Origin of the sequence: Limosilactobacillus urinaemulieris, assembly GCF_932750685.1 — a bacterium.
In the GTDB taxonomy this organism is placed as follows: Bacteria; Bacillota; Bacilli; order Lactobacillales; family Lactobacillaceae; genus Limosilactobacillus; species Limosilactobacillus urinaemulieris.
Genome location: NZ_CAKOBX010000006.1, coordinates 58,588 through 78,775, shown reverse-complemented (window position 1 = coordinate 78,775; position 20,188 = coordinate 58,588). Strand labels below are relative to the sequence as shown.

Sequence of the window (20,188 nt, the reverse complement as noted above, 5' to 3'; positions counted from 1 at the left end):
GCGTTCGTAGTTAGACACTAGCTCTGTAGTTATTTCGCACGTTATCTTTATAATAGTTAAGAACTAACAAAATGGGGTATCTGTCAACTGGTATTGATGGATATCGATGCCACTCACAGAAATGTGGGTGGTATTTTTTATGCAAATAGGCAATCAATTCTTAAAAAGGAGAAGTTTTGATTGGCAAACCCATAACAGGTTCGTTTAAGAGTTTTGATTTTCCAATTAATTTCCTCTAATGGACCATTCGAAAACTCATACTTGGTGTTGTTAATTACCGCTTGTTGGTTCTTCCTAAGGGTGTTAATCGTGGTATCCATTTCAGTATTGGTAGTCTGGTAATTTTGTAAAACCGCTTGAAGAAGTTTAGGATCACGCTTCCGAAGGGCTTGAGTAATTGCTTGATATGTTTGGTAAACGCCCTTAAAGTCAGTGAATTTACTGGTGATTAAGTCAACGGCGTTTTGCTTCGTCATATATTCATTTATCTCCCGGAGATAAACAGGCTTCTCAGGGTGAAGTTCGGTCTGCTTAAGATGAAATAAACGCCATTGAATTTTCATGATTTTATATTCGCGACTGTGTTTATCTAAGAACTTAAGAATATTAAGTCGACAGTTATCTAAAGCTCAGCCGGCCAATTGGACGATATGAAAACGATCAATAATTCGGAAATAGACGGTAAATAAAACTCTGGTATTGTGCATTGAGGTCGATAACGAGAGCTCGTTCGGTTTGACTATAACGATGATTTTCAAAGTAATCAATAATCGATGGTGAAAGCCGATTGTGAAGTTTAACCACTAGTTGGTGGCTTTCACTGTCACAACAAATAAATGACACGATGGACTTAGTCGAACGAAACTCATCGAAGCAGAGGTGTTTAGGAAGAACGGCCATCCGATAATGTGGTTTAACGCGTTCGATAATCGTCTGCCGAACACTACTGGGCGAGCAATGACAGAGGCGAGCGATTAGCTCGCCATTCATACCTTCATGAGCAAATAGCATAATTTGACTTTTGAGTTTTCGAGTAAGGGTCTGATTGGGCTTAGTTAAATCAGTTGTCGCACCGAAGGTTGTCTGGCAATTGGAACAGTAATAACGTTGCTTGGCCAGGATCATTTCATACCGCATGCCATTAAGACTAGCTAAGCGAAGATGAGTTTTACGAAAGCCATTTTTGACCACAATTTTAAATCCATAATTTATATAGCGTGACACCGGATAAGATAAGGAAGCATGGATTACTTTAAGCTGATCATTGTTTTTCGAAGTCGTTTCAACGTTAAGATCTTTAATGTTTTGGTCTTCAATTCCGAGGAGATTTAGGATAGAATTATTTAGGAATATCTGTATAACTTTCTTTATATGATTTTTGTGGTGAATTGATTGTACAGCACGAGGGCAGTAGTTGTCCTTTTTGTGTACGGCGAATTGTCGAACTAAGTGCAACGGTTTGTCAAAAAATACTTCATATGGGGTTTCATAGTTTAACACCTTGCGCGGACGTTGATTTAACTGCTTTTGGCACTGCTCAACGTCCTGTTCTGTATAATTATCAATATCTGTTCGCTTGGGAAAATATTCCCGGATTAATCCATTTGTATTCTCATTTGTTCCACGCTGTTCGGGGGAATATGGATCAGGCCAATAGACAATAACACCTAACCTTTCGCTGATTTCATCAAGATGAAGAAACTCGGTCCCATGATCTGGTGTAATAGAATGAACAAATTCTTTAGGAATGGCCCCTAACAGTTCAACTAAGCCTTTATTTATCTCCTGCGAGTCCTTTTGCGCAACCTTTTTGATAAGAGTAAGCCGACTAAGCCGATCGACAACCGTTAAAAGGATGAAGTAACAATCACAGTATCGATTTCCCAGTCACCTATACGTTGACGCTGGTTGATAAAACCAGGGCGCTCATGAATTGAGATATAGTCCGTCTGTACTGCTCGATGTCGTCTAGTGTTCTTTGAATGCCGAGTCCGATGTTTATGTCTGAGATGGCGCTGAATACCGGTATCACCACGTGAGGAGTACTTCTCACCTAAATTGTGTTGATAGATATGACGGTAAATGGAGTTGTAGCTAACACACCATTGATGTTCCTTATTAAAGCGAGCGGTAATCTGCTCTGGTGACCAGTGCAGATCTAAGATGTAATGAACAATTTGACGGCGTAGTTGTGGATGGCTGTCTAATAGCCGCTTCTTATGACAATTCTGCCGCTTTTGATGATAGTCATTTTCTGCTTTACTTGGGGAATAATTACCTGCACAACGTTTTAATTCTCGTGAAATAGTACTTGGATTTCGTCCCAGCCGTAACGCAACAGCCCGGATAGATAACCCCTTAGCTCGTAAAAACATAAGCATTTCACGTTCTTTTATAGTAAGATGTTTATAGCTCATACCGGGTACCTCGAATTGTTTGATTTGGTCGTTAAACATATTCTACCCGGTATGGGTTTATTTTTTTACTTTGTGTTGCATTTCAATTGTAAATTCGCCACAAAAAACTGGTATTGATTTTTCATCAATACCAAAAAGTGTATACCCGGTATTTTGAAGACTGACGTGTATCCTAGAGTTGGAAATCAACTCTGGGGGTATTTTTATAACAAAAATCAGTATCAATACTAAGGTTAAGGCGATTCAAGAGTACGCGAAAGGCATAGACAGTTTAATGTCTGTAGCTAAGAAATACGGGATTGCCAGATTTGATTTTCAAATTTTAGTGGGAATTTATGCACGATTTGGTAAGGAAGTACTACTTCATCCGCCAGTTGTAACTGGGGATTTTCGAGTGAATTTGGTAAAGTAGAAACAAACTAATCTGGCGTCAATTGCCGAGACATGCATTCACTTTGCTTATCGTTCTCCTGGTTTCGTATATCAATGGGAATGTCTTTACAATAAGCAAGGACCACAAGCCTTACTGCGATTGCGCTCAGGAAGGAAAACGAAAAATGGTCAATCGTCATGACGCGTACAATACCCCTTAGGGTTGACACTTTAAATAATAAAAGTGTGAATCCTAGGGGGTGTTTTGCATTGTAAGTTATTCAACTATTGAAAAGCTTAAATTACTTCATGATTATCAGAAATCGGATTATGGTTTAACGGTGTACTCCGATTACCATGGTGTCCGACCAGCAAACATGAGTAAGTGGATTAAGCAATTCCTACTCGCTGGATTGGCGGGATTAATTAGACCTAAGCATAATCAGAAGTACTCATTAGAGACTAAGTTAACTGCTGTAAAAGCTTATCTTTCTGGCAAGTATACTAATCAAGCAATTCTCCAGCAGTATCAAATTAGAAATATTTCTCAACTACATCAATGGGTTATCAGTTACAATAATGACAAACTCCGAGTTAATCAGACAACGAGAAAGCGAGTCAGAAAAATGGGACGAAAAGTAACCTTTGATGAAAAGAGGCAGATTGTCCGATGGACAATTGAACATAGCAATAACTATAAAGCGGCTGCAGAGAAGTATGATATTAGTTACCAACGAGTTTATTCTTGGGTACGGAAGTACCGAGTAAATAGCGACTGGGAAGTACTAAAAGATAACCGTGGGCGTAATAAAGGAAAAGAGCCCACTAATGAACTAGAAAAACTAAGGAAACGAGTTCGTGAGCTAGAAGCTCGTGACCGTGAACGGGAGCTGCAAATCGCTTTCGCAAAAAAATTAGTCGAAATACGCAATCGGGAGGTGAAACGACCGGACGATATCAAGCGATTCAAGAAATGAACAATGAAGGTTATTCCATTAGTGAATTGGCCAAGGTCGCTGGAATTACTAGACAGGCTTACTACAAATGGTTGAAACATGAACCGACTAAATATGAGATTGAAGAATCGGAGATTCTCCAATTGATTAAACAGTTAGAAAATGAACATAAGCAAAGCGTTGGTTATGACAAAATGACTAGGTTAATCAAGTTAAGTCAGCAGATCTCTTATACCGTTAATAAGAAACGAGTCATTCGTATTATGAAAGGCCATAGTATCAAGGCCGACTATCGTCAGCCAACCCACAAACGTATTCAAGCCCAGCAAACTTATGAAGCTGAAAATATTCTTAACCGACAATTTGACCAAACTGCAGCTAACCAAGTTTGGGTTACGGATACGACGGAACTGAATTACGGAATCTGGCTTAATAAAGTTCGTCTACATATAGTATTAGATTTATATGGTCAATACCCAGTAAGCTGGTTAATTACACCTACAGAAACCGCTGAAGAAGTAGTTCAAGTGTTCGAGCAAGCACGGATGAAAGAAGGAGCACTAGCTCCGTTAATTCATACTGATCGTGGTGCGGCGTATACTTCCAAAGCATTTAATCAGTATTTAGTAGTTAATGGTGCCCAACACAGTTATTCAGCACCAGGGACACCGGCTGACAATGCCGTAATAGAACATTGGTGGGCAGATTTTAAGGCTATTTGGATCGCACATCTACCTAAAGCACAAACATTATTAGAACTAGAAGAACAAGTTAGAGAAGGAATTACCTATTTCACTGAAAAATTTATCTCAGCGAAGAGAAATGACCTTACCGCAGCGGAATACCGCTTTGGCAAGGCCAACTAATTTTTATTATTTAATGTGTAAACTTGACAGGGCACAGTACCACGAACATCAATCCAACAAACTGCATCAACTCCAAAAGCAGAATCAAACCCTACAAAGAGAAAACTTATTATTAAAGATACAACTCGACGCCTCAAAAAAATTACAAGCCTTGAGAAAGTATCCAACAAAGAAATCGCGCAAGTAATCTATGAGCTCAAGGCGAAGTACCTATTAAAGAACCTGATTGAGGCGCTCCCCATTTCAATGTCAACTTACTAATACTGGCAAAACTGCTTCCAACATCCGGATGAGGATGAAGAAGAACTGAAAGAGGTCATCAAAGGGCTCTTCGAGCACTTTGAAGCTGAATATGGGGTTCGTCAGCTGAGTGCTCAAGTCCGCGAGTATTACCGTTTGATTGGCAAGCAAATGAGCGCGTTCAGCGCTTGATGCATGAAATGGGACTGAAGTGCACGAAGTATAATCGCCGAGTTCGCAAGTATGATTCTTCTAAAGGACCGAATGGTAAAAAGGCCAAAAATAAACTTCGTCGTCGTTTTATGAGCGATCGTAAGTATCAAAAAATAGTCTGTGATGTCACGGAATTTAAGGCTCAGAATCAGAAACCCGTGTATCTAGAAATTATTAAAGATTTGGCAACCAACCAGATTTTAACTTGGTCCCTTGGCCTGCATCCCAATCTCCATTTCTCACTGGCTCCATTAAAACAGCTGCTTATGCAGCTACCACATACTGGTTATCAATTAACCCTTCATACCGATCAGGGTTGGCAGTATCAACACAAGGCTTGGCGCCATTTATTACGGAAAGGTCACATCTGACAAAGCATGTCACACCGAGCTACTTGCCTTGATAATGCAGCCTGTGAAACAGTTTTTAGTAAGTTAAAAGCGGAAATTGCCCCTGACACAAGTTATCGTAACCAATTAGAATTAATCCAGGCCATTGAAAAGTGGATCCACTTCTACAATGAAAGACGCATCCAAACAAAATTAGGCAACCAAACTCCACTCCAGTATGAGCAAAGCTTAGTTGCCTAAGAAATTATTATTCAGTTTTTCAGTTGAAATATTCAGCTTCCAACTTTATGGGTACATGTCAGACATCGACAGGTTGGTCGGTGTCTTTTTCTTTTACTAATACATATTTTAAAGGAAAACGGAGTTAAATGAAATCCGAAGATTTCATCTAACTCCGCTTATTATTAGGAACTTATGTCACAGTCCCTTTCCTTTTTAAATGATCTTAGTTTATTAACGAGTGGCCGATTGAAGAGCCTTAACAACGGCATCCTTTTCGGCTTGAATCAGGTTAACCTTACTTTCGATCACATTAATGTCCATATTGATTTCACGGGTTAATCCTGGGGTATCAATCTTTGGTTCAAAGAACTGCTTGAATTCTGCTAGACGGGCTGAAGTATGGAATACATTCGCGGTTACAGTAATGTAGGTCGCAAATTCCATATCACCACCGACAGTCTTCTCAAGCCAATCCCAATCATTGCGGATCCAATCCCAAGCTGCTTGTTGACCGGCATTGTTTGCAAGAACGTTGCGGTACCAGCCACGAAGGTCTTGGGGCTTAATTGTATCAGCGTTTTCAAATTCATTAATTAGTTCGGTGATTAATGAATTATCTGGAGTGCTAGTAATTGCACCGTTTAAGTCACCTTTATAACTAGCATCGGTTGTCTCCCGGTAATCTTCAAGCAATTCGTTGAAGAGTTCCTTGCTTCCGTAATGCTTAACTTCATTCCGCAATACTAATGGTCGAATATCAGCAGGGAGCTTTTCTAACCGCTGATAGTTGTTAGTGAAGATTTCATGAGCAGCCTTAATTACTTCTGGATTTTCTGCATAGAGTGCAGCTCCTAAGACGATTGGCCGAGTTAATTGATCATCATTTGATTCATTGCTTTGTGGCTTCCAGCCAAGTCGACTAACCTGCTTGGCACTTAATTGGTTCACAAATTTCTTTAGGGCACTTTCCTCTGCGTTACCGGGAGTTACGAATTGCTTTAACTTATTCACAATTGCATAAAGCGCGGTATTAACGATTTCGGAATGACTATCCGCAAAGCGCGGCAGGAGCGGAATGATGTCCGCGTAGGATAATTGTTGACCATCGGCTAAGAGCCGGAAATCTTGAAGTAGTTGTCGTTGATCAATCGCGGTTAACTCATCGAGGTGATCAAGTAAATCGTTCATTAAGGTTTGATCATACTTAATAATAAAGTGTGAATTGTTGCCAATATTGAGCCTGAATGGCTTCCCTTCTTGCCGGCGTAATTCTTGATAGTCACCAAGGTTAATGGTCTGTTCCTTCATAATTTGCGGTGCTTCCTTATAGTTAGCATTTAATGGAATTTGCCATAACCGACCAGTATCATGACCATCACCAATAAAGAACTGTTGTTGATTTAATTGAAGCTGCCCATCAACCACTTTTGCCTCAACAACTGGGTAACCAGGTTGTTCAAGCCATGACTTCATGATGGCACCGATATCAAGGTTAGCGGCTTTACCAAGAGCGTCCCAGAGATCCGCTCCAGTTGCATTATGGTACTGATGAGCTTCAAAGTAGTTCTTCAGCCCTTCACGTAAAGCATCATCGCCAATTAATGCGCGAACCATTACCAGCATCCGTGCGCCCTTCGCATAGACAATTGCGCCATCAAACAAGGCATCAATTTCAGCCGGATTGTTAACTTGAACGTGGACTGATTGGACACCATCGGTGGCATCCCGTTGCAAAGCCATTGGTGCTTCAGAAGTTTGGAACAATTCCCAAATCTTCCATTCAGGATGAATTGCGTCTACCGCAACGTATTCCATCATGTTAGCGAAACTTTCGTTAAGCCAGAGATCATCCCACCATTTCATTGTGACCAGATCACCAAACCATTGGTGAGCCAATTCATGAGTAATAACAGTAGCAACAAGGCGCTTCATATCTAATGAAGTATTGTCTGGATCGAGAAGGAGGTACGCTTCTCGGTATGTTACCAATCCCCAGTTTTCCATTGCCCCGGCAGAAAAGTCAGGGAGCGCTAATTGCCATGAGTGGGGAAGCGGGTATGGAGTTTGGTAGAACTTTTCGTAAAATTCAATTGCCTTTTTCGCAATTTCAAGAGCAAAGTCCAATTCTTTTGGTTGGTGAGCCTTAGTGGCGAAAACACCGACCTCAACACCGCTTTCAGTAGTTGTCTTCTTGGATTGAAGTTCACCAAAAGCAAAGGCGACTAGGTAAGTCGACATCCGAACGGTTTGCTGGAAGTAGTGTACTCCAGCTGAAACGTGATCTTCTGGCATGTTAGCGATGATTGTTTCTCCTGGATGTTCATCGAATTTAATTGCTAAACTAAAAGTAGCCTTGGCTTCAGGCTCATCAACACAAGGGAACGCTTGACGAGCAAAGGTAGTCTCAAATTGGGTTCCGATGATTTGCTTCTTTTCACCGTTAACCTTGTAGTATGAAGGGTAGATCCCCATCATTGTATCTGTTAATGGTGCAGAGTAATTAATTGTTAAGGTAACTTCTCCGGTTTCCGGTACGGTAATATTTACCGTTTCATCATCGTTATTTACTGTGAAGGGAACATCTTCACCAGCAATTTGGACGGATGAGATTGTGAGGAATTTTTGATTAACACTGATTTGGGGTTCACTTGCATTTCCCGTAATGGTTGTGTTACCAGTGATGGTTTTCTTTTCCCGATTGATATCAATAAAGACATCGTAGTGGGAAGGTTGAAACTTTTCATAAAGATGTTTAATTGTTGACATAAATTCACCAGTCCTTTACTTAACTGCTTTAACAAATTCTTTTACCATTATACCGTAACTTGGTTCTTAGCTGAATAAGACAGCATTTTAGCCTAAAATTTGCTATAATAGTGGGCGATTTCATTCAAGTTGTTGGAGAGCTTGATTGGCTAGATGATGGGCACCGTGATTTTCGTGCTCACTAATCCACTGGGTAACCACCGTTGTAAATTGGCTAAGAAGCTGATTTAACTGTTTTAATTGCGATTGGTAATGTTTAGTATAATTTTTACCAATTGCATCGCTTAATAACCGACTATCGGTATAGAATAAAACTGTTTCCTGATGGTCATAATGGTCAACTAGGTACTGAAAACCAGCAATCGCTGCCGCAAATTCACCCTCGTGGTTTGTTGCGGACTCAAGAGTTTGTGAGAGTTGTTGCTGTTGGTGCTGATTAATAATTAGGATTCCAAGTCCTGTTGGTCCGGGATTACCCTTAGTTGCAGCATCTGTATATATTTTTAGCATAAAATTAATTCACCCCAATTGAAAGGAAAACTTTACTTTATGGAAGAAGAAACTCGTTATTTTTACCAACCTAACCTTACCACGACAATTATTAGCTGGTGCTGGACATTCTTGATTTTTATCGCTGGTCTAGTTGTCTGGCTTGAGATTACTCACTTCCAGTGGTTAACAGCCCTTCTTTTTTTGCTTTTTATTATTGTAACGCTTTTGGGAATCTTTCGGCGGACCGTGCTAATTACTCCAAGTAAAATGGTCTTTAGCAGAGTTTTGCAAAAAGACTATTTAGTAATTCCATTAGCTGATATTCGTCAGCCACGGTTCACTAAACATACGGTTAGTTTTACTGTAAATGGGGAAGTATTTAACTTTGCCTTTTCAAATAAGGCTATTCGGCGACTGAAACTGGCGTTGAGCAACTTAAAGGAGGAACAGTAGGGATGATCTTTTTTAGTTACCTCTTATTGATCCTTGCTTTAATCTGTCTTGATCAATGGCTGAAAATTTGGGTCAGCACTAATATTGCGTTGAATCACAGTCAACACTTTATTCCTGGGATTATGGATTTAACTAACCTCCATAACTATGGAGCTGCTTGGAGTATGTTTCAGGGTCAGCAATTATTTTTCAGCATTGTAACGGTTGTTGTAATTGTGGGAATTGGATACTGTTTTTGGCGCTTTCGTCAAAGTCACCAGATTTTACTATGTTTGAGTCTAATTTTGGCAGGGGCAATTGGCAACTTTATTGACCGCTTGCTTCAAGGCTATGTCGTTGATATGTTTGAATTTTTACCAGTTAATTTCCCGGTGTTTAATATTGCGGATATGTGCCTAACGATTGGGGTAATTATGCTGATTATTATTGTGCTTCGTGAGGATGATGAAAAGTGACAGATGAGTTGAAGTTAACGATTGATTCAGCAATGACTGGGCGAATTGATAAGGAGCTTGCCCACCATCTAACCGATATCTCCCGTTCACAACTCCAAAAGTGGATCGAGGACGGTAACGTTACCGTCAACGGTGAGACCGTTAAGCCAAAGTACAAGCTTGCTGTTGGCGACGAGGTTGTTGTTCAGCCGGAAAAGCCACAGAAAATTGACTTAGAGCCAGAAAACATCCCCTTAGACATTGTGTATGAGGATGATGACGTAATTGTCGTTAATAAGCCCCAGGGGATGGTCGTGCACCCGGCTCCCGGGCATCCCAACCATACCCTAGTTAACGCTCTTCTTTACCATTCGCCATTGTCGACAATTAACGGCGAGTTTCGTCCAGGAATTGTTCACCGAATTGATAAGGACACTTCTGGGTTATTAATGATTGCTAAAAATGATCTCGCCCACCGCTCATTAGCTGCTCAGCTAAAAGCAAAGACTAATGAACGGGAATACGTCGCCCTGGTTCATGGTGTGATTAAGGAAGAGCGTGGAACGATTGATGCGCCGCTTGGTCGATCAAAGAAGGATCGGAAAAAGCAGGCAGTGGTTGAAGATGGTCGGCACGCGGTAACCCATTTTAAGGTTTTAGAACGTTTTCAGCACTATACGTTGGTCAGCTGCCAGTTAGAAACGGGACGGACACACCAGATTCGTGTTCATATGAAGTATATTGGCCACCCGTTAGCAGGCGATCCACTATATGGACCACGGAAAACACTTTCTGGTAACGGTCAGTATCTTCATGCACGGTTGTTAGGGTTTAAGCACCCTCGGACAGGTAAGCAGATGACCTTTACGTCGCCGCTCCCGGAGTATTTTCAAAAAATGATCGCTCGCTTAGAAAAAACGGATCGCCCTTCATAGTGAATTGGTAAACGTCTAGCAAACTATTTTTAAAATTTGCTAGGCTTTTTATTTAATAGCTCTTTGAAACATTTCCGATCATTTATATAATAGTTAAGGAAACAAATGCGGTGAAAAAAGGAGTGAGCACTGTGGCAGCACGCTACCTAATTTTTGAAGACGGAACCATCTTTAAAGGTGATGGATTTGGCTCACCAGCAGTAACCTTTGGTGAAGTAGTTTTTAATACAAGCATGACGGGTTATCAGGAAATTATTACTAACCAGATTTACGATAATCAAATTGTAACCTTTACCCAACCGAATATTGGCGGTTACGGGATCCAACGGAATATTTATGAATCAATTGTCCCGACTATTAAAGGGGTAATTGTTCGCTCGTTATCGAATGTAGCAACCGATAATATCCGTCGATTAACCCTGGATCAATATTTAAACCAAATGAATATTCCGGGAATTACTAATATTGATACTCGGGCAATCACCCATAAACTTCGTGATGCTGGCAAACCATTAAAGGGAAGTATCGTTCCGGTTCCTGATGACCATGCCTTTGATCAGCTTCACGCGACTGTTTTGACGAATCAGCAGGTCGCCCAGGTTTCGACACCTAAACCATATCCTAATCCTGGAGTTGGAATGAGTGTGGTTGTGGTTGATTTTGGCTTAAAGAACGGGATCCTTCGGGAGCTGAGTCGGCGAAAGTGCAATGTCACTGTTCTGCCATATAACGCGACTGCCGACGAAATTTTACGGCTTGATCCTGACGGGGTAGTCCTTTCAAGTGGTCCTGGCGATCCGCATTATGTGAAGTCAGCGGTCCTGGAAATGATCCGAAAAGTTCAGGAACAAGTACCGCTCTTCGGAATTGGCCTTGGCCATGAACTATTTGCGTTGGCTAATGGCGCTCAGGTAATGCCGCTTGGTGTTGAGCATCACGGGATGAATCACCCAATTAAGGAAATCATTACTGATCACATCGTTTATGCGAACCAATCAGAGGGTTATACAGTTGATTGGAGTACAGTCGATCGGTCAAAATTATTCGTTACGTATACTGATATGATTGACAGTAGCGTCCAAGGATTGCGTCATCGGCAGTTTCCAGCTTTCTCCGTCCAATTCTTCCCGGATGGTGCACCAGGACCAGATGAAACAGATGGCTTATTTGATGAATTTATTGACACGATGAAGCGGAAGGAGGAACGACGGTAGTGACAAATAAAAAATCAATTTTGATTATCGGTGCTGGTCCGAACAATATTCAGCATGGGGATGAAGTTGATTCCGCAACTTATCAGCTAGCAACCTACCTTCGTCGAGCTGGTGTTACCACTATCTTAGCGGACAATAACCCATTTTCTTATAGCCTGAATGATTCTTCCGTTATCGATCATTCATCAATTGGACCATTGACCGTTAACCATTTGATTGAATTGATCGAAAAATACCAACCACGGGCAATCCTGCCGACATTAGGTAATCGGCAAGCTTTTCTTCTTACGCAGGAGTTGCTTGAAAAGGGAATTTTGCGAAAAAAGGAGATTGAACTTCTTGGAGTACCGGAAGCAACCGTGCGTCAAGTTAATAACCCAGTGTTACTTGAGCGAACTCTCCGTCAAATGGGTGCGCCGATGAAGAAGATCGTTACGGTTAATAATTATCCCGATGCACTAGAAGAAGCTCAGCGACTTGGTTATCCGGTAATTATTCGCTCCGTGTTACCTAAAATTACAAGTACCCGGCAGATCGTTCACGACCAAAGTGAGTTAGCTGCTGCTGTCAGCAAGTGCCTAAGTCAATCGCGAGCAGAGCAGGTTTACGTTCAGCAAAGTCTTGCTGGCTATAAGGAAATTGAAGTGGTTGTTCAGCGTGATCGATCCGGAACAATGATGATGCTCGGGATGGTTGAGGATATGGATCCGATTGGGATTCATGCTGGTGATTCGATTGCCTTTAATCCCGTGCAGACGCTCCTTGACCGCCAAATCCAGGATATGCGGGATACTGCATTTGCGATTACTCGAAAATTACGGATTGTTGGGGTTAATCACGTTCAATTTGCCCTAGATCCAGTTAATGATAATTTTTATGTCATTAAGAGTAGTCCATACTTTGACCGGATGGTGTCCTTTGTCGCTCAGTCAACTGGCTATCCAGTAGCGATGGTGAGCGCCCAGTTATATTTAGGCAAAACATTGCGGGAGATTGATTTAGGTCCGGGATTTGCTAAACATGCGGCCTTAATTGAACCAGCAATGGATCATATTGCGGCACGGGTACCCGTTTGGGGATTTAGTCCGGAACAAGCGCAAAAGCAATTATTGGGGACTGAAAAGAAATCTGTTGGGACAGTTTTTGGCATTGGCAGAAGCCCAGCGGAAGCGTTATTTAAGGCGATTGAATCGCGGTATCATGAGCCAACTGACTTTCACCTCCAATCGCAGGCAAAGTTATCTGATGATGAATTGGTTGATCGGCTAGTCCATCCACATGCTGAACGGCTATTTTCTCTTTTGGAAGCGATGCAACGTGGCTATACCGCCTACGAACTAGTTGAAATGACTAAGATCGATCCCTTTTATTTTGATCAACTAGCAAAGATGAAGGAACTTATAACCGAATTGATTGAACATCCAGGAAAAGAGCCGGTTTTAGCTAAGGCTAAGCACAACGGATTAAGCAACCAGTTAATTGCTAAGCTCTGGGAAACGACTCCTAAACAAATTTACCAAATGATGCAGGATCATAATCTTACAGTGAAGTATAAGGAAGTTGAACCGTCTGCTGGTGAATTTGATCAACATACCCAGACGTTTTATTCGGCCTATGAGGATGAAAATGAAGCATTAACATTGCCACAACCAAGTGCTTTATTTATCGGCACGGGTGGCTTACGATTGGGACTTAGTAATGCTGGGGACTTTTTTGTTGCTTCTATGATGATGCAGCTTCACCGACAGAATTTCCACACAATTATTATGAATTGTAATCCAAGTTCTGTGACCCTTAACACATTAATTGCCGACAAGCGGTATATTGAACCCGCATCAGCTGAGAATGTTCTTTCGGTTGTTGAGATCGATCAGCCACAGTTAATTTTCATTCCCGCTAGTTACACCAATCTCTTAGAAACGTTAAAGCAATATGATTTGCAAAGCAAAGTTATTACCTTGCCAGATGACCGTTTAGGCAATTTGCAACCACGCTCTAACCAGTTAGTAGCACTTGATTACCTCTGGGACGGGAAAAATGAAAAGTTTCTCGCTTCAACCGCAGCTTTACAATCTGCCACTAATTTTGATTACGAGATGGTTAATTTACAGTTACCGGCTGCAATCAAAGATGAGGAGTTAAAGAAAATGCAGGCTACTGCTTGTGAGGTAGTTGAGCAGCAGTCGAAGCCAGGCTTTTATCAGGTAATTTTTGAGCAAGATGGACTGGAATATAAAGCATTAACAGTTCAATCAATTAGCCTTCCGGAAGTAGCGTTCCTTTCAAAATCACTAGGGATTAATCTTCCAGCGCTTCTGGGAAGAGTTGTTAGTGATCAGAGCTTTAATCTTGCTGATACTGAAATCACGCAACCAACAGGAACCGTGACCTATCGTGCCACTTTTCCAGTTGAGTCGCTCCAGATGAAGCCTCAAGAAATTCTTGGTCCAAATAAGATTATCGGTGCTGAGATCCAATTTATGGATTAAAAAATTACATAATTATAAAAAGTGAGGATTCAAAGACCGGGGTTAACGAGCTTTGAATCCTCATTTTCAATCTAACATTAGATTAATTTTTTAGTTTATGTGGTGTAACATACAATGTTTTCTGACCGGTAAAAATCACAAAACCGGGCTTAGCACCATTTGGTTTGTGGAGACGTTTAGCGGGCAGATAATCAACAGGAACGTTATCAGAATTGCGTCCCTTTGAGAAGTAGGCAGCAAGTTGAGCAGCTTCAAGCAGTGTTTGGTCATCCGGATCACTATCACGAATAATGACGTGCGAACCAGGAATATCCTTAACGTGAAGCCAAATATCGTTTTTGTTGGCAATCTTAAAGCTAAGGCGATCGTTTTGCAGGTTATTTTTCCCGACAAGAACGGTTGTCCCGTTGCTAGTATGAAATTCTTCCGGCTTACTTACCCTAACTTTTCGCCGTTTCTTACTTTTCTGTCGTTTTTGTTTAATGTAACCTTGTTGCTGAAGTTCTAAACGAATTTCCTGAATATCAGCTGGTGAAGCAAGGTCAATTTGACTCTCAATATTTGCAAGGTAGCGAATTTCGTCATTGGCAAGTTTTAGCTGTTCCTTAACATAATCAACCGACGTCTTTAACTTGTCGTACTTAGTAAAGTACTTTTGGGCGTTTCGTGAAGGGGAAAGCTCTGGATCAAGTTTGATCTTGAGTGGTTTATTATCATCATAAAAGTTCGGCAGGGTAATTTCTGTCATCCCCGCAGTCAGCTTCCCTAAATAAGTCGTCAAAATTTCACCACGAATCCGGTAGTAATCTGCTTTTGCTGCATCCTCAAGTTGCTGGTTGAGCTTCTTGACTTTACGGCGGTCCTTCTTTAGTTCATTATGAAGCACTTTAAGAACCTGACCAGCTAATTCTTTAGACCGGTCCCGTTCTGCTTTTTGTGCATAGAAAGCATCAAGCATTACAGAAAGGGTATCATAATGGGTAAGCTGCTCTTCTTTAATGTTGCTTGGTGGAAATGCCGCAAATTGCCGTTTTCCATTATTGTCGTCATAAATCACGGGATCCGGATTTTCAAACCGCTTCAAAAAAGTGTGATAAGTCGTTGGCAAATCGGAACTTGCCTTAAGTTCACGAGCTAGTTCTTGAGCAGACTGGCGACCTAATCCTTGGTAACGTGCTTGAAGTTGCTTAGCCAATTCGCTTTCATCGAGGTCTTCACGAATTAGATCCGTATAGATTTGATTAGGAAGGTATGGATTGACCTTATCTTGTTTCGGTGGCATCACAAAGGTTGCTCCAGGGAGAAGCAGGCGGACACGGTTTTGATCGGAACCAACATGCTTAATTGTATCGATGATTTTATTGCTCTTTTCGTTAACTAATGAAACATTACTGTGCCGGGCCATTATTTCGGTCACCAGGATAAGTCGTTGTTGATCTCCCAATTCATCCCGGGTTTTAAAATTCATTTTAATAATCCGGTCATTATCGACTTGCTCAATCGATTCTAAAATTGCCCCCTCAAGGTATTTACGTATAGTCATTGCAAAATTACTGGGAACTGCGGGATTCTGGTAGGCAATTTGTGTAATTTGCATTCGTGGATATGTCGGGTTGGCTGAAAGAAGCAGAGAGTAATTATGCCGATGTGCGCGGATGGTCATAATTAATTCTGCAGGGTAAGGTTGGTTAACTTTAGCTACTCGTCCAGTCGCTAGGGTCTGATTTAATTCGTGGACGACTGCATGGGTAAAGAAACCATCAAATGCCATTAGTTAGTTCCTCCTTTGTTTTAATTAAACGATTTTTCATAGCGATCACTATTATACCGTTTGTTTTACTAAATGGACAATTCAAAGGATTAGGATTATTGGTTTCTGTACAGTGATGTGGTATTCTATATCTATTACGATGTTGTTAAAATACCTATATTATGCAATTATTCTTTAATCATTAATAACAACATTCCAATGGAGGTAGTATTAATGAAAATAGCTGTTGTAACTGACAGTACCTGCTATCTTTCTGAAGAGGAGATCGCAGCCAATAATATTCATGTGGTACCAATCCCGTTCATCCTCAATGGTAAGACTTACCGTGAAGGTGTTGATATCACCACCGAGGAATTTTATGATCAATTAAAGACGGCTAGTACTTTCCCCAGTACTTCTCAGCCCTCAATTGGTGAGATGATGGAACTTTACCAGAAACTTGCTGACGATGGCTATGATGCTGCGATTAGTATTCACCTTACAAAGACTATTTCAGGATTTCTCAACAATATTACTCAGCTTGCAGAACAAATGAAAGATACAATTAAGATTGTTCCCTTTGATTCTGGAATCACGGTTAAGTTAATGGGATACCTTGCAATTGAAGCTTCACGATTGGCTAAGCAAGGAGCGGACGTTGACGAAATTATAAAGAAATTAACCGAGTTACGGGATACGTTCCATGATGTCTTTGTTGTTGATGACCTGCAAAACTTAGTGCGTGGGGGACGATTATCAAACGCATCCGCCTTTGTTGGATCGATTTTAAGGATTAAACCGTTGCTTTCTTTTGATAATCCTAACCATGATATTGAAGCCTTTGAAAAGGTTCGGTCAATGAAGAAGGCAAAGGCCCGGTGTGAACAGCTTTTCAATGAGTCGATTGAAAAACTCGATTATCCTGTACGGGCAATTGTTTTTCATGCTAATGCTAGAGAAGCAGGAGAAAAATGGATGACCAAGTTACAGGAAGAACATCCTGATATTAAATTTGAATTGTCTTACTTTGGCCCGGTAATTGGTGTTCATTTGGGTCAGGGAGCATTAGCACTTGCTTGGCTGCAAGATACGGAAAAGAAGCCTTTATCATGATGAAGAGAGTTCGTTTATTTCACGTTATCGTTTGGCTAGTTATCCTACTAGCGATTTGTCTGTTGTCACCGCTAAACCTTCATGGCGTATTGCCGAGCGGAACAGTTATTGCTCCGGTGACCTCTTTGCTAGCAATTGCAGCGATCCCATTGTTAGGAATGTTGAATTCCGCTTTGTTAATGGTCGTTTCCCAATTAATTTTGTTAGGGTTCAACCAAAGTGATTGGTTAACTGTAGTGGTCACTGCTTTAGCTACTCTTTTTAGTGGCTGGGTAGTTAGGTGGCAACAGGCGACTTCACAAGAATTACGTCATCAACAAATGATTACTATTGGGATTAGCTGTGGATTGATCATTCTGGTGTTGCTAGAACTTGCCTACTTAATTGTCGGTTGGCGATTAACTGGCAGTAGCAATGGAATGATTGAAATTGCTCGATTAGCATTACCCACTTCTTTGCTAACAGGGCTTTGCTATGCATTCTTGGTTCCGCCAATTAGTATTCTATTATTACGTCTCGGGAAGAAATGGTTGCCTAGTTCAACAAACCATGAGTCTTCAAACGATTCGGTAATTATTGACATGGGTAAAAAACAGAAGAAAAAAGATCAGGATAATCAAAAATAAAAACATCCCTGTAATTAACAATTGTGTTAACTACAGGGATGTTTTTTATGCTTTAGCGTCCCATTCTTGATGAAATTCATGAAGAAAATCAAGCATTACTTGTTGTCGGTGTTCGGCAATGGTGCGTGCAGTCGGCGTAAAAAGTTTGTCTTTTAATCCAAGAAGCTTTTCATCAAAATGATTAATAATTGTCTCGTCGTCAAGATTGCGATATTCTTGTTTACTCATCTTTTCCCGTGGCTTGATTTTCGGGTCATAAATAGTCTCGCCATGAGCACCGCCATAATAGATTGCACGGGTGATTCCAATTGCCCCGATTGCATCTAACCAGTCAGCATCCCGGACAATTTGGGCTGTTTTGCTAAGCTGAATCTGATGTCCCTCCAGTGTATGAGCAAACGAGATGTTATCAATTGTTTCCATCACGGTATCCACGTACTCGGTTGTCATTTCGATTTTTTGAAGAAATTCCTTGACCTCATTTTGAGCAGCGATAACACTATCAACAATCTTTTCGTCTACAGTATCGTGAAGATAAGCTGCTACTTGGGGGAGGAAGGGATCGTAATCCTCACCGGCAGCAATTCGGGCAGCGTTTTTTACAACTCGATTAATATGGTCCATCCCGTGACCAGTCCGATCATTGGCGAGTTTATTAACCGTAAATTGCTTAACTGCCGCTAGTTGTTGTTCTTGATTCATCAAATCAATCCTTTCCAGTATTTTAATTTAGTATAATTGATATAATCAGGAGTGTTTGGAGGAAATTCATAATGAACTTATTATTTGCGATTGATGACAATTTTGTTCAACAATTAGAAACCGTCTTACTGTCGATTCATTTAAACACCAAGTCTCAAGAATTCAACATTTATGTTTTACAGAAAAAGCGGCTAGCGAAGGAAGCAGAATTAGCAGCTTTTTGTAAGCAGTTAAAGATGACGTACCATCCAGTAATGGTCAAACAATCATTATTTGAAAATGCCCCAGTAACCGATCGCTATCCAACCACGATTTATTACCGATTGTTAGCTCACCAAATGCTTCCTCAGGCTCTCCATAAAATCCTGTATCTGGATGCTGACATACTTTGTATTAATGACCTTTCACCCTTATATAATACCGCATTGGGCAATAACCTCTTTGCGTCAGCAATCCATGCCAGCTTAACGAATACTACTGACGTAATTAATAAGATTCGTTTACAGAACTTTGGGGCAGATGGTTATTATAACTCGGGGGTGCTCTTAATGAATCTTGATTTGATGCGTCAGGAGGTTGATGCAAATCAAATCTTTGATTACATCCGCCGCCACATTTTGCTATTACCCGATCAGGATGTTCTAAATGCACTCTATAGTGAGCGAATCAAAACAATTCCTGACCAATTATATAACTTTGATACCCGTAACGGAAAAATTTATGAAACAATATCGCTTGGTGAATGGGATCTTGATTGGGTGATCAAAAATACAGTGATTTTGCATTATTGTGGCCGTGAAAAGCCGTGGTTACCAACGAAAAACTCAGGAAGACTGACGGCCTTATATAAACAGTATTTCCACATGACAGTAAAACTCCAGTCAAGTTTACAGGATTAGCCGATCACCAGCGAGAAAACTTTCTTGAAACTTTGTAAGCGGGTGAAAGTAGACCTTACCGAACTCATCAATTAAACCATGGAAATCTTGGGCGGCTGCACTAGTGAAGTTAGCAGGCAGTTTGACTTGCCTTGCGAGACTTTGGTAGTTAGTAAGGTTAGGGATGCCAAGTTGGGTAAATAATACTCGGGCATATTTATCACTGATGAATGTTGGTTGTTCAAAGATATAGGTGAGTAGGACATCAGCGGTTTCATCACCAATTCCGTGAAGTTTAAGCAATTCTTTCCGCAATGTTGGCCCCAGATCTTGGCAAACCTGTCGGTAATCGTCATTATATTGCGATAACCAGGTAAAGACAGCCGCAACTGCTCGGCTTTTATTCTTGTAGAAACCTGCTGGCCGAACGAGATCGTATAATTCTGCAGTAGTTAGTTGGCGAATGTGATTGGGATCAAAATTAGTTTGCTTCCGAAACCCGGCAACAGCCTTATCAGCATTACGCCAATTAGTATTCTGAATCATTATTGCACCAACAATGATCTCGGCTTTTGATTCAGCGGGCCACCAACCGGAATCTCCCATATTTTGGTGCATTTTTTCATATAATTCCGTAATAGTAAGCTTCATACTTCTTCTCCTCTTCATGATGATACCTTTAAGTTATCATTAAACCGGT

16 protein-coding genes and 3 pseudogenes are annotated in these 20,188 nt (G+C 40.9%); 12 read left to right on the top strand and 7 right to left on the bottom strand.

What is annotated here, in order from left to right:
• Positions 1-137: 137 nt before the first annotated feature.
• Together MR181_RS05675 and MR181_RS05670 are read right to left on the bottom strand one after the other, a co-directional pair.
• Positions 138-1,353, bottom strand: a pseudogene (locus tag MR181_RS05675) (ISL3 family transposase).
• A 90-nt stretch (positions 1,354-1,443) separates the two neighbouring features.
• Positions 1,444-2,417, bottom strand: a pseudogene (locus MR181_RS05670) (IS30 family transposase); the annotation flags it as partial.
• Positions 2,418-2,841: 424 nt separating this feature from the next.
• On the opposite strand from MR181_RS05670, the gene MR181_RS05665 reads away from it, so the two are divergent.
• The 4 genes and pseudogenes from MR181_RS05665 to MR181_RS08810 form a co-directional block, all read left to right on the top strand.
• Positions 2,842-2,991: a helix-turn-helix domain-containing protein gene (locus MR181_RS05665; RefSeq protein WP_340139458.1), complete on the top strand. Its 150-nt coding sequence runs from the start codon at positions 2,842-2,844 to the stop codon at positions 2,989-2,991.
• Positions 2,992-3,166: 175 nt separating this feature from the next.
• A complete protein-coding gene (locus MR181_RS05660; RefSeq protein WP_242335995.1) occupies positions 3,167-3,766 on the top strand; it encodes a helix-turn-helix domain-containing protein in 600 nt (199 codons plus the stop codon).
• On the top strand, positions 3,703-4,611 hold the full coding sequence (locus MR181_RS05655; RefSeq protein WP_242335992.1) for an IS3 family transposase: 909 nt from the start codon (positions 3,703-3,705) through the stop codon (positions 4,609-4,611). Before MR181_RS05660 ends, MR181_RS05655 begins: the two co-directional genes overlap by 64 nt.
• A 63-nt stretch (positions 4,612-4,674) precedes the next feature.
• Positions 4,675-5,654, top strand: a pseudogene (locus tag MR181_RS08810) (IS3 family transposase); the annotation flags it as partial.
• A gap of 213 nt (positions 5,655-5,867) precedes the next feature.
• On the opposite strand, the gene MR181_RS05640 reads toward MR181_RS08810, so the two are convergent.
• A complete protein-coding gene (locus MR181_RS05640) occupies positions 5,868-8,402 on the bottom strand; it encodes a M1 family metallopeptidase (protein ID WP_242335899.1) in 2,535 nt (844 codons plus the stop codon).
• 120 nt (positions 8,403-8,522) lie between these two features.
• A complete protein-coding gene (locus tag MR181_RS05635; RefSeq protein ID WP_191913213.1) occupies positions 8,523-8,912 on the bottom strand; it encodes a ribonuclease HI family protein in 390 nt (129 codons plus the stop codon).
• 39 nt (positions 8,913-8,951) lie between these two features.
• On the opposite strand from MR181_RS05635, the gene MR181_RS05630 reads away from it, so the two are divergent.
• The 5 genes from MR181_RS05630 (at position 8,952) to MR181_RS05610 (ending at position 14,419) form a co-directional block, all read left to right on the top strand.
• Positions 8,952-9,347 (top strand): EbsA family protein, encoded by a 396-nt coding sequence (locus MR181_RS05630; protein ID WP_102169338.1) that lies wholly within the window; start codon positions 8,952-8,954, stop codon positions 9,345-9,347.
• 2 nt (positions 9,348-9,349) lie between these two features.
• Complete coding sequence (gene lspA / locus MR181_RS05625) at positions 9,350-9,802, top strand: signal peptidase II (RefSeq protein WP_242335896.1); 453 nt, start codon at positions 9,350-9,352, stop codon at positions 9,800-9,802.
• Positions 9,799-10,716 carry an RluA family pseudouridine synthase gene (locus tag MR181_RS05620; protein ID WP_242335893.1) on the top strand — a complete coding sequence of 306 codons (918 nt, stop codon included), beginning with the start codon at positions 9,799-9,801 and terminating at the stop codon, positions 10,714-10,716. The genes lspA and MR181_RS05620 overlap by 4 nt, the downstream gene beginning before the upstream one ends.
• Before the next feature lie 131 nt (positions 10,717-10,847).
• Positions 10,848-11,930: a carbamoyl phosphate synthase small subunit gene (locus MR181_RS05615; RefSeq protein WP_102169341.1), complete on the top strand. Its 1,083-nt coding sequence runs from the start codon at positions 10,848-10,850 to the stop codon at positions 11,928-11,930.
• On the top strand, positions 11,930-14,419 hold the full coding sequence (locus MR181_RS05610) for an ATP-binding protein (RefSeq protein WP_242335890.1): 2,490 nt from the start codon (positions 11,930-11,932) through the stop codon (positions 14,417-14,419). The genes MR181_RS05615 and MR181_RS05610 overlap by 1 nt, the downstream gene beginning before the upstream one ends.
• 82 nt (positions 14,420-14,501) lie before the next feature.
• Here the strand turns inward: MR181_RS05610 and MR181_RS05605 are convergent, their stop codons facing one another.
• Positions 14,502-16,190 (bottom strand): NFACT RNA binding domain-containing protein, encoded by a 1,689-nt coding sequence (locus MR181_RS05605; RefSeq protein ID WP_242335887.1) that lies wholly within the window; start codon positions 16,188-16,190, stop codon positions 14,502-14,504.
• Between the two features lie 213 nt (positions 16,191-16,403).
• On the opposite strand from MR181_RS05605, the gene MR181_RS05600 reads away from it, so the two are divergent.
• Together MR181_RS05600 and MR181_RS05595 are read left to right on the top strand one after the other, a co-directional pair.
• On the top strand, positions 16,404-17,282 hold the full coding sequence (locus MR181_RS05600; protein ID WP_102169344.1) for a DegV family protein: 879 nt from the start codon (positions 16,404-16,406) through the stop codon (positions 17,280-17,282).
• On the top strand, positions 17,279-17,908 hold the full coding sequence (locus tag MR181_RS05595; protein ID WP_242335884.1) for a hypothetical protein: 630 nt from the start codon (positions 17,279-17,281) through the stop codon (positions 17,906-17,908). Before MR181_RS05600 ends, MR181_RS05595 begins: the two co-directional genes overlap by 4 nt.
• 45 nt (positions 17,909-17,953) lie before the next feature.
• Here the strand turns inward: MR181_RS05595 and MR181_RS05590 are convergent, their stop codons facing one another.
• Positions 17,954-18,610 (bottom strand): HD domain-containing protein, encoded by a 657-nt coding sequence (locus tag MR181_RS05590; RefSeq protein WP_191913219.1) that lies wholly within the window; start codon positions 18,608-18,610, stop codon positions 17,954-17,956.
• A gap of 71 nt (positions 18,611-18,681) precedes the next feature.
• On the opposite strand from MR181_RS05590, the gene MR181_RS05585 reads away from it, so the two are divergent.
• Positions 18,682-19,509 carry a glycosyltransferase family 8 protein gene (locus MR181_RS05585; protein WP_242335881.1) on the top strand — a complete coding sequence of 276 codons (828 nt, stop codon included), beginning with the start codon at positions 18,682-18,684 and terminating at the stop codon, positions 19,507-19,509.
• On the opposite strand, the gene MR181_RS05580 is transcribed toward MR181_RS05585, so the two are convergent.
• The gene (locus MR181_RS05580; protein ID WP_242335878.1) at positions 19,498-20,139 is read right to left on the bottom strand and encodes an endonuclease III domain-containing protein; all 642 of its coding nucleotides are present in this window, start codon (positions 20,137-20,139) and stop codon (positions 19,498-19,500) included. The genes MR181_RS05585 and MR181_RS05580 overlap by 12 nt on opposite strands.
• Between the last annotated feature and the right edge of the window lie 49 nt (positions 20,140-20,188).

Bases quoted from the DNA above. Each gene is read 5' to 3' on its own strand.
- MR181_RS05630 (WP_102169338.1), top strand. From the start codon at position 8,952: ATGGAAGAAGAAACTCGTTATTTTTACCAACCTAACCTTACCACGACA.
- MR181_RS05605 (WP_242335887.1), bottom strand. From the start codon at position 16,190: ATGGCATTTGATGGTTTCTTTACCCATGCAGTCGTCCACGAATTAAAT.
- MR181_RS05590 (WP_191913219.1), bottom strand. From the start codon at position 18,610: ATGAATCAAGAACAACAACTAGCGGCAGTTAAGCAATTTACGGTTAAT.
- MR181_RS05640 (WP_242335899.1), bottom strand. From the start codon at position 8,402: ATGTCAACAATTAAACATCTTTATGAAAAGTTTCAACCTTCCCACTAC.
- MR181_RS05660 (WP_242335995.1), top strand. From the start codon at position 3,167: ATGAGTAAGTGGATTAAGCAATTCCTACTCGCTGGATTGGCGGGATTA.
- lspA (WP_242335896.1), top strand. From the start codon at position 9,350: ATGATCTTTTTTAGTTACCTCTTATTGATCCTTGCTTTAATCTGTCTT.
- MR181_RS05600 (WP_102169344.1), top strand. From the start codon at position 16,404: ATGAAAATAGCTGTTGTAACTGACAGTACCTGCTATCTTTCTGAAGAG.
- MR181_RS05585 (WP_242335881.1), top strand. From the start codon at position 18,682: ATGAACTTATTATTTGCGATTGATGACAATTTTGTTCAACAATTAGAA.
- MR181_RS05595 (WP_242335884.1), top strand. From the start codon at position 17,279: ATGATGAAGAGAGTTCGTTTATTTCACGTTATCGTTTGGCTAGTTATC.
- MR181_RS05635 (WP_191913213.1), bottom strand. From the start codon at position 8,912: ATGCTAAAAATATATACAGATGCTGCAACTAAGGGTAATCCCGGACCA.
- MR181_RS05580 (WP_242335878.1), bottom strand. From the start codon at position 20,139: ATGAAGCTTACTATTACGGAATTATATGAAAAAATGCACCAAAATATG.